General features: G+C 66.3%; 10 protein-coding genes. 1 reads left to right on the top strand and 9 read right to left on the bottom strand.

The annotated features are described in order from the left end of the window. Positions 1–20 precede the first annotated feature (20 nt). The 4 genes from JOF47_RS17095 to JOF47_RS17080 form a co-directional block, all read right to left on the bottom strand. Positions 21–629, bottom strand: coding sequence for a DUF305 domain-containing protein (locus JOF47_RS17095; RefSeq protein WP_210000625.1), 609 nt, complete (start codon positions 627–629; stop codon positions 21–23). Between the two features lie 98 nt (positions 630–727). After that, entirely contained in the window at positions 728–1186 is a 459-nt protein-coding gene (locus tag JOF47_RS17090; protein ID WP_210000623.1) for a hypothetical protein, read from the bottom strand. A 561-nt stretch (positions 1187–1747) separates the two neighbouring features. Beyond that, positions 1748–3205 (bottom strand): multicopper oxidase family protein, encoded by a 1458-nt coding sequence (locus tag JOF47_RS17085; protein ID WP_210000621.1) that lies wholly within the window; start codon positions 3203–3205, stop codon positions 1748–1750. Next, positions 3205–3432, bottom strand: a complete 228-nt coding sequence (locus JOF47_RS17080) for an SHOCT domain-containing protein (RefSeq protein WP_210000619.1) — start codon at positions 3430–3432, stop codon at positions 3205–3207. The genes JOF47_RS17085 and JOF47_RS17080 overlap by 1 nt, the downstream gene beginning before the upstream one ends. 963 nt (positions 3433–4395) lie before the next feature. Between JOF47_RS17080 and JOF47_RS17075 the strand changes: the two genes are divergently transcribed. Continuing rightward, positions 4396–7470, top strand: a complete 3075-nt coding sequence (locus tag JOF47_RS17075) for a Tn3 family transposase (RefSeq protein ID WP_210000617.1) — start codon at positions 4396–4398, stop codon at positions 7468–7470. A gap of 302 nt (positions 7471–7772) precedes the next feature. On the opposite strand, the gene JOF47_RS17070 is transcribed toward JOF47_RS17075, so the two are convergent. The 5 genes from JOF47_RS17070 to JOF47_RS17050 form a co-directional block, all read right to left on the bottom strand. Next, positions 7773–8414: a vitamin K epoxide reductase family protein gene (locus JOF47_RS17070; protein WP_210000614.1), complete on the bottom strand. Its 642-nt coding sequence runs from the start codon at positions 8412–8414 to the stop codon at positions 7773–7775. Between the two features lie 29 nt (positions 8415–8443). Further along, entirely contained in the window at positions 8444–9145 is a 702-nt protein-coding gene (locus JOF47_RS17065; RefSeq protein WP_210000611.1) for a DsbA family protein, read from the bottom strand. Positions 9146–9275: 130 nt separating this feature from the next. Beyond that, entirely contained in the window at positions 9276–9785 is a 510-nt protein-coding gene (gene lspA / locus JOF47_RS17060; protein ID WP_210000609.1) for a signal peptidase II, read from the bottom strand. After that, a complete protein-coding gene (locus tag JOF47_RS17055; protein ID WP_210000607.1) occupies positions 9782–11728 on the bottom strand; it encodes a heavy metal translocating P-type ATPase in 1947 nt (648 codons plus the stop codon). The genes lspA and JOF47_RS17055 overlap by 4 nt, the downstream gene beginning before the upstream one ends. Continuing rightward, complete coding sequence (locus tag JOF47_RS17050) at positions 11725–12111, bottom strand: ArsR/SmtB family transcription factor (protein ID WP_210000606.1); 387 nt, start codon at positions 12109–12111, stop codon at positions 11725–11727. Before JOF47_RS17050 ends, JOF47_RS17055 begins: the two co-directional genes overlap by 4 nt. Positions 12112–12378 lie beyond the last annotated feature (267 nt).

The following is a 12378-nucleotide window of genomic DNA, read 5'->3' as shown; positions in this document are numbered from 1 at the left end:
CAGCCAGATGCAGCCGAGCTTCAGAGGCCGGCCAGCAGTTCCTTCATTTTGTCGATTTCCGCACTCTGGTCCCGGGCCATTTTTTCTGCCTGGGCGACGGCGTCCGGGTTGGACCCGTTGGCGATTTCGTCCTGGGCCATCTTGATGGCGCCCTTGTGGTGCGCAATCATCTGGGTCAAAAAGAGCCTGGCGGCCTCGGTTCCCTGGGCTGCTTGCAGGGCGGCCATGTCGTCCTGACTCATCATGCCCTGCATCCCATGGCCCCCGGACATGGCGGCGGGTTCTCCCCAGGCGCTGAGCCAGCCGGTCATGGTCTTGATTTCCGGTCCCTGGGCGGCCTTGATGCCTTCGGCCAGGTCGGTGATCGCCGGGTCGATGCCGTCCTTGGCGAGCATCAGTTCACTCATTTCCACGGCCTGCTCGTGGTGCGGGATCATCATTCGGGCGAACATCGCATCGGCGCTGTTGTGATCGGCGGGCGCAGCGGTTTCGGCGGACGGGGACGCGGACATGGAGCCAGGGACCACGCCGGGCGTGGTGGCGGGATTCGTTCCGGTGTCGGTGGCGCAGCCGGTCAGTGCCAGGGCGGCAGCAAGAGCGGTTGCCGAAATAAGGGTCAGGCGTTTCATGGGTTTTCCTTCAAAAATCAATCGGATGCTGTCGATCGGCCCGCAATGGTGCGGGCGCGCGAAAACTGGCCCACACCATTGCGGCGGGGGCCAAGGTTCTACGTGCGGCTGATGGACAGTTCGATCAATGAAGGAGGGGGCGGGATGTATTCGGTGGCGCCGGTGACCGGTGGCGGGCCGCGCAACCCCAGATCGCCCGGCAACACCAGGAATACCGGGAGGAAAAACGAGGTCATGCTGCCGGCCACCGGTGCCAAGTCACAGCCCGCGGCCTGCGGCATATCGCCGCAGCAGCTCGGGCATTCCAGGTCCGCCCAGCCCGTAGCGGGGGAGGACACCGACGAATCGTGGGCGTGGTCCGCGGGACCGGAATGGTGGTGGTTCCCGCCGCTCGCGGAAACCGTCACCGAGGAGCCCGCCATGGATGGTCCGGCGTGGTTGCCGGCGATGGTGTGCATCCCCATCAGGCCCAGAATGAGCAGGACCAGCCCCAGCAGGGCCGGTAGTGGGAGGAAGAGCGTAGCGGAACGCCGACGCAGCGGTTTGCCGATGCCCATGTGTCCCGCCTTTCCGGTGGTTGCCTGCTTTCCAGCTTACCGGGGCGTTGCCGGGTGCGAGTCCCTAGGATATTGGATGGTGACAGATCCAGACCTGAGCCGGCGCAGGAGTTGCATGTTCGGGAAGTCCAGAAGGGACGAAACGGACATCAGGATCGCAACCACCGCCGGAGAAAGGACGAGACCCACGGAGGCTAAGGCCCCGGCTGGCAAGGGAACGGCATTGGTGCTGTGACCGGCACCCCCAACGAGGTCCTGTATCAAATTGCGTTAACTGGCCCGGGACATACCCGACACGGACGGCACCTCGCGCGGATCTTCCCTGCCAAGGCCGCCCCTGGCCGATTCCACCGTGATGCCAAGGCCAGCGAGAGAGGTAGCGGCATCGAGCCGTGCCAGCGCCAGGAAGCAGTACACTCCTCCCATCATTTTCTCAAATAGTTATTCGCCGGCCGCGAGGCAGTCGACGGTCCTTCCGCAGATGGAGCTGTTTTCCCCGCCGCGCCAGTTATCCACGGGGAAGGCGCGGCGCATCGGTTGCGGAACCTGGAAGGTGTCGGGTCATCGCGCTTCCAGCAGTCCCATCATCCCGGCGTCCTCGTGATCCAGAATGTGGCAGTGGTAAACGGTTTTTCCGGTGAAGTCATCGAAGGCGATCCGAACCCTGACGCTGCTGCGAGCCGGAACGTTGACCACGTCCTGCCACCGGGGGGTGGCCACGGGAAGGCCTGCCTGTTCGATGACCTGCATGGGCCACACATGCAGATGCACGGGGTGGTCCATAAGGCTGGTGTTCCGCAGCGTCCATTCCTCGACGCCGCCGGCCGAAACAGTGGTATCGACCCTTGCCGGGTCGAAGGACTTGCCGTTGATGGTGAAATCCATCATCCCGGTGCCCGGCCCCATGCCCATGCCCATGGCGAAGACCAGTTCGCGCCGGGCGGCGACCGGCTCGGACCGGAGGTCCCGCGGCGCCTGCTGCTCGGGGACAGGAGCGAGGGGGGCAACGGGTGCACCTGCAACGGTGAAGGTCGCCAGGACCGCCCCGGATCGGCCAGCCGAAGAGCGCAGAGGCCCATTGCCGCCCATCATCGGGCCTATGCTTCCCCTGTCGACGGGCAGTGCCCGCAGCACAGCAGTGCCTGCCTGGGCGGTGACCAACAGATCGGCCCTGTTTCCCGGTGCCAGCAGCACCTCGTCGGCTTTGGCGGGGACCCTGAAGCGGCCGGAGTCCAGACCCAACAGTTGCAGCGACTGACCATCCAGGCGAAGCTTCAGGTACCGGCCGGTGCAGGCATTGATGACCCTCCACCGTTCTCGCTCGCCCGGCCGGGCCGCCAGGCGCGGGTTCAGCTGCCCGTTGACGAGGACCATGTTGCCTTCCCGGCCCATCATTTTCTCCATCACCGACACTGCGGCGATTCTTCCGCCCGGAGTCAGGGAAATATCGGAGATCACCAGAACCCGTTCCCTACTCGTCGGGATGGGCTGGGGATCCTGGATGACGATGGCTCCATACAGCCCGCCGAAAATCTGGTCGGCGACCAAGCCGTGGTGATGCGGGTGGTACCAGTACACTCCCGGCGGGTGATCCGCCGGCAGCTGGTACTCGTAGTCAAAGGACGTGCCGGGGCCAACGGAAAGCAACGGATTGTCGCCGTTGCCCTGCGGGGAAACATGCAGCCCGTGCATGTGCAGGTTCGTCGGGTCCCGCAGCCGGTTCTCCAGCGTCACGTTCAGCCGGTCTCCGGCCCGGAGGAACAGGGTGGGACCGGGCAGGGAACCGTTATAGGACAGTGCAGTGGCATCCTTGCCGGCGATCTTTACCTTCCCCAAGGCTGCTGAAAGCGTAAGTTGAAGCCGGCCATCGGCACTTCGTAGGGTCTGCGGTTCTTCCAGCTCCTGCCCGTGGACGGACTGAACCCCGCTGCCCCACAGCAATCCTGCCGCACCCGTCGCGGTGGCCGCTGCCCCGACACTTACCAGAATCAGTGCGCTGCGACGGCTAAGAGGTTGCATCAGGTTTCGCCCCTAAGGGTTTTGAGGCGTTCGCGGTATTCTTCGGTAGTCATTTCGCCCCGGGCATAGCGTTCATCCAAGATTCGCCGGGCGCTCCTGCCGTCGCGAGCCCCGCCGGAAAAAGCCCGCACGGCAAAGATGACCAGCAGGACGAGGCCGATGACCAACAGCAGCCAAAACAGCCAGGTCCAGCCCATCATCGAACCATATCCATATCCATCCATCATTTTCCTTCTCCCTTCTTGCCATACCTGTCGCCGCCCGTCTACAGCCCACCGCACCATTTGCGCAACGGTTCCCGGCTGCACCCGGCCAAGAGCCGCTTCAACCGGATTCGCTTTCAATGTGCCGCCGTGCGGAAAACCGAAACGGTAGATTCAGCGATTTGCCGCCCGCCGCTGGTTGCCCGGTGACGACGAGGGCTGTATGTTGCCCCGATCTCGGCGCCACTGATGCCGGCCGGCTATTGCGGCACACCCTCGGCGGTGGAGGCCAGAGCCGAGCGGAGCCGCGCGTCTGCCTCGTTGGGAATGTCCGGCAGCGCCGGGTTGTCACGCATCTAAGATCACATAGTCCCCAATGGCGTTGGCGGCTTCGGTACCGAGCTTGACTGTAAACGTAGCCCGGACGTCAATTTCGGACTGAATCCAGAACCCCCGGGAAGCAAGGGCCCCGCGTGTCCGCCGGACGGCTTCATCCCATCCCACTGGGACGGTGACGGTACGGGTGTAGGACTTCGCGGTTCTCCTTAGGCTTGGATTCTCACCGGTTGCCCGTAGGCAAATGACTGAAAGAATCTATCCAGGTCCCTCGTTTCATCCTCACCGCTTTCTGGGCGACGGCGCTGCCCTGCTCGCGCATTTCCTCCGGCATACCTGCGTCCGTGCGCTGGCAGCGTACCCGCCGGAATACCGCTTGAGCACAGATTGATCACGTGGTCCAGGCACTCTGAGCCCTGGGAACTTCTGCAATTCACCGTATACCCCCAGCGGTGTTAGAACCACCCTTGCAGGTCATTCTCGCTGCCCTCCGCACAGCCGGAATCACGTGTTCAACGATTCATCGGAGAAAGCGTCGAGCACTGGTTCAAGCCGTCATGTACGTATTAGGGGTCTTGTACTGGTAACGGCGGGAAATTGAACGCTAAGCCTCGTTGAGCTGGTCTTGGTGCTGTTCGGTAGCCTTGGTGTGTGTCGGTGGAGTTTCTGAGCGAGGAGCAGGCGGGCGGGTTCGGGCGCTTCCTGGGTGAACCGTCGCGGGCTGATCTGGAGCGGTTTTTCTATCTTGACGACGCCGATCTGGAGTTGATCGCGAAGCGGCGTGGAGACCACAACCGGCTCGGCTTTGCCGTGCAGCTTGGGACGCTCCGATTCCTGGGTGTGTTGCTTGCGGATCCGCTTGATGTTCCGTGGGGTGTTGTCGATTACCTTTCGGCCCGACTCGGCATCGCGGACCCCTCGATCGTGAAGAAATACATGCAGCGGCGACCGACGGTTCACGAGCACGCCCGCGAGATCCGCGCTGTTTACGGCTACCGTGACCTGGTCGGGCCTGTCCTGGAAGACCTGTCGGCGTACGTCTACTCGAGGGCGTGGACGCACGGGGAGGGTCCGACTGTTCTTTTCGAGCTTGCGACGGCGTGGCTTCGTCGGGAGCGTGTGCTTCTTCCCGGGGTGACGACGCTCGTGCGGGTGGTGCAGTCTGCGCGCGAGGCGGCGCAGTCCGGGGTGTACGGCGTCGTCGCGACGGCGGCCAGCGCTGTCGATCCGCGGTTGCCGGTGGTGTTGCGCGGGCTGCTCGTGACTGACCAGGGTGACCGCGCGAGCCGTCTGGAGGCGTTGCGGGCGGGTCCGACGAGGGTCTCGGGCCCGGAGCTGGACAAAGCGCTGGGGAGGGTCGCTGCGGTGCGGGCGCTCGGGGCCGGGGTGGTTGACCTGTCGGCGGTGCCACCGGCGCGGGTGCGTGCCTTGGCCCGGTACGGGATCGTGGCCAAGGCGCAGTCGTTGCGGCGTTTGGCCGAACCACGACGCACAGCGACGCTCGTGGCGACGGTCACGGCGTTGGAGGCTAACGCAGTCGATGATGCGCTGGACCTGTTTGATCTGCTGATGACCACGAGGGTGCTCGGCCCGTCGCGGCGTGCGGCGGCCGCGGAGCAGCTGGCGAAGTTGCCCGAGCTGGCGAAGGCCTCGCGCGTCCTGGCCCGTGTCGGAGCCCGGCTGCTTCGCGTGCTTGAGGATTCCGGTGACCATGTCGACGTCGCCGCAGCCTGGACGGCATTGGAACAGATCGCCGCGCGGGACCAGATCGCCGAGGCCGTGGTGACGGTCGGCCAGCTTGTGCCGGAGGGCTCCGGCACCGAAGGCGCCATGCGCGAGCAGATGGCGCGTCGCTTCCGGACCGTGGCACCGTTCCTGCGGCTGTTGGCCACTACGATCCCGTGGGGTGCGACCGTCGCCGGCCAGCCCCTGCTCGAGGCGCTTGCCGGCCTGGACGCTTTGCGGGGCCGGCGCAAGGTGCGGCGTGAGGAGATCGACGAAGCGCTTATTCCGCCGGCCTGGCACTCCGCGGTGTTCGGCCGCGTCGACGAGGTCGAGGTGGACCGGGACGCCTGGGTCGTGTGCGTGCTGGAACAGCTCCGCTTGCACCTGCGCCGTCGGGACGTGTTCGCCACGGTCTCGACGCGCTGGGCCGACCCGCGCGCCCAATTGCTCGATGGTCCTGCTTGGGACGCGGCTCGCGGGCCGGCGCTGCGGTCACTGAGTCTGGATGTCCCGGTGAGCGAGCATCTGGCTGGCAAGGTCGAACTGCTGGACGTCGCCTGGCGAGGCCTTGCTGACGCGATCGTTGGGGCCGGCCCGGACTCGAGCGTGCGGCTGACCGAGACCGAGGGTGGCAAGGTCAAGCTGTCGGCCGCGCCGCTGGATGCCCTCGATGTACCTGAGTCCCTGACGGTGTTGCGGGCACGGGTCGCCGGAATGCTGCCGCGGGTGGACTTGCCCGAGATCCTGCTCGAGGTGCACGCCTGGACCGGGTTCCTTCACGCCTACACCCACGTCTCCGGCGCCGGCCCGCGAATGAGTGACTTGCCGGTCTCGGTCGCGGCGGTCCTGATCGCCGAGGCCTGCAACGTCGGCCTGACACCGGTTCTCGCCGAGGGACACCCGGCGCTGACCCGGGACCGGTTGGGGCATGTGGACGCGAACTACGTTCGCTCCGAGACCCACGCGGCCGCGAACGCCCTCCTGATCGATGCGCAGTCCGACGTGCCGATCGCCGCATCGTGGGGCGGCGGGCTGCTGGCCTCGGTCGACGGGCTGCGGTTCGTGGTGCCGGTCCGCACGATCAACGCCGCTCCGAACCCGAAGTACTTTGGTCGCGGGCGCGGGCTGACCTGGTTCAACGCGGTCAACGACCAGGTCGCCGGGATCGGCGGAGTCGTCGTGCCCGGCACGGTGCGCGACTCGCTGTACGTGCTGGACACCATGCTCAACCTCGACGGCGGCCCGAAGCCCGAGATGGTCGCTTCGGACACCGCCTCCTACTCCGACATGGTCTTCGGGATCTTCACCCTGCTCGGATACCGGTTCTCACCACGCATCGCCGACCTCGCGGACCAGCGGCTGTGGCGCGCCACGCTCCCGGGCCAGGCACCGGGCGACTACGGGGCGCTGAACGACGTCGCCCGGCACAAGATCCGTCTGGAGAAGATCACCGACCACTGGGACGACATGGCCCGCGTGGCCGCCTCGCTGGTCACTGGGACGGTACGCGCCTACGACGTGCTGCGCATGCTCACCCGCGACAACGGGGCACCGAACCCGCTCGGGGCGGCGATCGCGGAGTATGGGCGCATCGCCAAGACCCTGCATCTGCTGGCCGTGGTCGACCCGACGGATGAGACCTACCGGCGTTCGATCAACACCCAGCTCACCGTGCAGGAGTCACGGCACCGCCTCGCCAGGGCGATCTTCCACGGCCGGCGCGGGCAGATCTACCAGCGCTACCGCGAGGGCCAGGAAGACCAACTTGGCGCGCTCGGACTCGTGCTCAACGCCGTCGTGCTATGGAACACCCGCTACACCGACGCCGCCGTCACGGCGCTACACAAGGCCGGGCAGGAAATCTCCGAGGTTGACGTTGCCCGCCTGTCTCCGTTGGCCGATCAGCACATCAACATGCTCGGCCGCTATGCCTTCACCGCACCCGCACCCGACGGGCTGAGACCGCTGCAAGACCCCGCAGCCGGGCAGATCGAGCTCTGACCGGCACCATTCACGAAATTCGTGCCAGAACCCGCTAAATGTCGCATTATTTGCAGCGATAAATGTCGCAGTTCCAAGCTCCAGAACTCGCTGGAGCGCAGTAAACGCGGGATCCCTGTGACATTTGGGCCGCTGTCCCGGGTAGGGAACGGCAATCGGGACCGCGGATCTCAACGCCAAATGCCCTGATTCCAGCGGTGCCTGGCGGCTGTTGATGAAAGGTTCCTTCGACCGCGGCAAGATGAACCCGCGGGGTACGATGCTCGCCGCATCGCTCCCGGGGAGTACCTCGGGACCGGTGGCTATCCGCCGGTGAAGGCCGGGAAGAATCGAAGGAACACGGATCCGGCGACCGCGACATAGGCGATGGCCACGAGCGTGCCGGCCCAGCCGGCAACGAACCGGACCACGGCCCGCGGTGCGGGTATGACGCCGTGGACGAGGTTGCGGACCGTGAGCAGGAGGAACAGGGGGATCATCGCCGCCCACACCACCATGCAGTACAGGCACAGGATGTAGATCTCAAAGAGGGCCTGGCTCCAGAGCCAGATGACGAACACCGTCCCCAGGGTCACCCCGGCCTGCAGCCCGGCCCAGTACCAGCGCCCCGGGGCGGCCCCGGAGAGGACCACCATGGCGGTGGCCAGGACCACGGCGAACGCGACGATGCCGATCAGCGGGTTGGGTAAGCCGAACAATTCCGACTGCCAGGTGCCCATGACCCGCCCGCAGGAGACCCACGGGTTCACGTCGCAGCTGGTAACGTGGCCCGAATCCTTGAACAGGGCCAGGCGCTCCAGGACGAGGATGGCCGAGGCGACCCAGCCCACGGCCCCGGTTGCCAATAGCAGGAAGCCGAACGTGCGCGGGCGGGCAAAGCGTGGGCTGCCGGGGCTTGGGTGCCGGGGAACGGCTGCGGGATCGTCGGTGGCCGGTGTGGTCATGGCGTATTCTCCAGGTTCGGGACGGCGGGCTAGTTTGCGGCGGCTTCTGCGATGGCGGCGACGAACTGTTCCAGGCTCTGGACCGTGAGCATCTTTCCCTCGAGGAAGAACGTCGGGGTTCCGCTGACGCCCAGGGCCTTGCCGTCTGCGATGTCGAGCTTGACGCGGTCTTGGGTGGAGGGGTCGCCCACGGCGTGGTCGTACGCGGCCATGTCCAGGCCGAGGTCTTCGGCGTAGGTGCGGAAGACGGCACTCTTGTTGTCCGCTGATTCGCCCCACTGGGCCTGGGTCTCGAACATCTTCTTGTACATCGGTTCGTAGGCGCCCTGTTCGGCCGCGGACTCCACCGCCACGGCGGCATTCATGGAATTCAGGTGCCCGGGCAGCGGGAAGTACCGCTGGACGAAGGTGACGTTTTCCGAATATTCGCCGCGCAGCTCCTCGATGATCGGGTAGAACGCGCCGCAGGACTCGCACTCGAAGTCCAGGAACTCCACCAGGACCGCCTTTTCCTTCGGCGCCTGGGAGAGCACCCGGCTGTTGTCCCGAACGACCGGGGCCTCCGTGACGGAAGCGGAGGCTTCCGAGGCCTCGTGGGCCGCGGTCCTGGCGTTGTTCTGCGCAACGACATAGCCGACGATTGCCGCCACGACGACGGCGGCCAGCAGGGCCCAGACGATGATCTTGGCCTTCTTCGGGGCGCGGTCGGTTGCCGGGGGATTGGTGTTCACGGGGTGTTCCGTTCATTGGGCTGGATGGCCGCGGTGCGGGCCGAGCAGCATGGTTGTGATCCGTTGGCCCGGGTCGGGGCCAACGGATCGTGTCAGGTAAGTTGCCCGGGTGTGTCCCGGGACCCGGTGGTCATTTGCCGTGTTGTGGCGGTGCAGAACGAAGTGTGCCCAGGGCGTAGAGCACCACTCCGGTGGTGACGAAGACATCGGCGAGGTTGAAGGTCGCGAACCAGCCGCTGTGCAGGTAGTCCACGACGCCGCGCCCGTCGAGCCGGTCAATGAAGTTGCCGACGGCCCCGCCGAGCAACAGCGTCGCGCCGGTGCGGGAAAGCCGGCCCATGGCGGGGGCCGTGGTGAGCGAGTACCAGGCCATGGCCGTGATGATCAGCCCGGTGACGGCGATGACGACCCAGCCGGGAAGGTTCGCGCCAAAGCTGAATGCGACGCCGGGGTTGTAGAGCAGCCGGAGATTCATCAGCCCCAGGTCGATCGTCTCACCGGTGGAAAGCAGCGCCTCGGCCAACGCCTTGACGGCCAGATCGATAGCGACCAGCCCGGCGGCACACAGGATCATGACGGTACGGGCAGTGCGCGCCGGTCGCCCCGGCGCCGCGATATGGTCCGTGGTTTGGCCGCTCATGCCACGGGCTCCAGGGCTGATGCCGGCTGGATGGTCCGCAGCGCTGTCTTGCGGCGGAGCCGTCCGGCGCGCACGCCGTTGGCGATCACGACGATTTCGGCCAGTTCGTGGATGAGCACCACGGCGGCGAGTCCCAGGACCCCGAAGAGCGCCAAGGGGATCAGCACCGCGATCAGTGCCAGGGACAGGCCCACGTTCTGGAGCATGATGCGCCGGGTGTTGCGTGCGTGGTCAAGGACCTGGGGCAGGTGGTGCAGGTCCTCGCCCATCAGGGCGATGTCCGCGGTTTCGATGGCGACGTCGGTGCCCATGGCGCCCATGGCGATGCCGGTGTCCGCGGTGGCCAGCGCCGGGGCGTCGTTGACGCCGTCACCGACCATTGCGGTGGGCTGGCGCGACTTGAGTGTGCGGATGATTTCCGCCTTGTCCTCGGGGCGCAGGTCCGCGTGGATCTCGGTGATTCCCGCGGCCTTGCCCAGGGCCGTTGCGGTGATGAGGTTGTCCCCGGTGAGCATGGCCGTGGTGTATCCGGAGGCCGTGAGCCTGGCGATGACCTCGCGGGCTTCGGGGCGCAGCTCGTCGCGGACGCCGATGGCGCCGATGACCGCTCCGTTGTCCTCGATGAGCACCGCGGTGGCTCCGGCGTGTTGCATCCGCTCGATGTCCGGGGCCAGGGAACCGGCCTCGATCCATCCGGGGCGTCCGAGCCGGATGACCCTGCCATCAAGCAGCCCCTCCAGGCCAGCTCCGGGAACCGTGTCCACGTCGGTGACCGAGGCCCGTTCGGTGGTCGAGGCGAGGATCGCGCGGGCGAGCGGGTGTTCGCTGCGGGCCTCCAGCCCGGCCGCGAGGGCCAGGACCTGTTCGCGGGTGGTGGTGGGGGTGCCGAGGACCTCGATCACGGAGGGCTTGTTCCGGGTCAGGGTCCCGGTCTTGTCCAGGGCGATGGTGCGGATCTTGCCGAGGGTTTCCAGCGCCCCGCCGCCCTTGATGAGCACCCCGATCCGGCTGGCGGCACCCACCGAGGCCACGACGGTGACGGGCACGGAGATGGCCAGCGCGCAGGGGGATGCCGCGACCAGCACGACCAGGGCGCGTTCAAACCAGAGCACGGGTTCCCCGACGATGAAGCCGAAGGCGATGATCAGGGCGGCGGCGATCAGGATGCCGGGGACCAGTTTCTTGGCGATGGAGTCGGCCAGTCGCTGTCCCGGTCCCTTGCGCGATTGCTCGGCCTCGACGATGTGTACGATCTTGGCCAGCGAGTTGTTCTCCGCGGTGCTGGTCACTTCAACTTCCAGCGGGCCGGTGCCGTTGATGGACCCGGCGTAGACCTCGGAGCCGGGGCCGGCCTCGACGGGGACTGATTCGCCGGTGAGTGCCGAGGTGTCCAGCGAGGTGCGACCAAGGACGATTCGTCCGTCGGTGGCCAGGCGTTCCCCGGGGCGGACGACCATGCGGTCCCCGGGGACAAGGTCCGTCGGGGAAACAACCGTCTCGGTCCCGTTGCGCAGGACCCTGGCCTCGGCCGGGACCAGGTCCAGCAGTGCCCGCAGGCCGCGCCGGGTTTTGGCCAGCGAGTATTCTTCCAGACCTTCGGAAATCGCATACAGGAACGCCAGCATGGCCGCTTCCTCGAACTGGCCAAGGGCGACGGCGCCGATTGCGGCGATCGTCATCAGTGTGCCGACCCCGATTTTGCCCTTGAACAGGCGCCGGAGCGTGGAGGGCACGAACGTCCAGGCCGCAACCAGCAGCGCGCCGAGTTCCAGCGGCAGCGTCACGACCCGGGGGCCTCCGGCCAGCGAGGTGATCCATGCCGCCAACAGCAGCACGCCGGCCACGGCGGCCGCCCGCACCTCGGTCACCTGCCAGAAGCCCAACGGCTCCTCGGCTTCACCGGTTTCGGTTTTTTCGTCGCTGCAGCCGCAGGCGTCGCTCATCGGGCGTTCTCCTTTTCAACCATCGGGGCGGTGGTGCCGTCGGGGCCGTAGTTCGGGCACAGGCTGACCGCGTTGCCGGTGGCGGCGAGCAGGATCTCGGCCTGGGCGAGCATGTCCATCAGTTCCGGACGGGACAGCGAGTAGTAGACGCTGCGGCCTTCGGAGCGTCCTTCGACCAGGCCGCAGTCTCGCAGGCAGGCCACGTGCATGGACACCGTCGATTGGGGCAGGCCGAGCTCGCGGGTGAGGTCTCCGACCCGCACCTCGCCGCTGGCCATGCGCTTGACGATTTTCAGGCGAACCGGATCGCCGAGGGAACGGAACAGGGCGGTCGCGGGATCCAGGCCGCAGGTGTCCGCCGGAACATTTTGATTGATCAGCATCTACTGATGATATCCAAATTTTCTGATCAATGACATGATGCTCGGTCAACGGGGCCCGCACCGACGGCCTCTGGGGCCGACCGCCGAAGTTGCCGGGAGTGGCGTTCCGTGGCGTTCGCATTTCAGTCATGCCCCGCGAGCCCGTCTCATAAATCTGAAGCTTTATGAGACATTGATACGGATCCCGATCCATAAATACACTGGCCCGGGGTGACGGGGCGCAATATGTCTCGAAAAGTCGTCCCACCGTAAAACGTCTCGCGCGGT

Origin of the sequence: Paeniglutamicibacter kerguelensis (assembly GCF_017876535.1) — a bacterium.
Lineage (GTDB): Bacteria > Actinomycetota > Actinomycetes > Actinomycetales > Micrococcaceae > Paeniglutamicibacter > Paeniglutamicibacter kerguelensis.
This window is presented reverse-complemented; position numbering and strand designations above follow the sequence as displayed.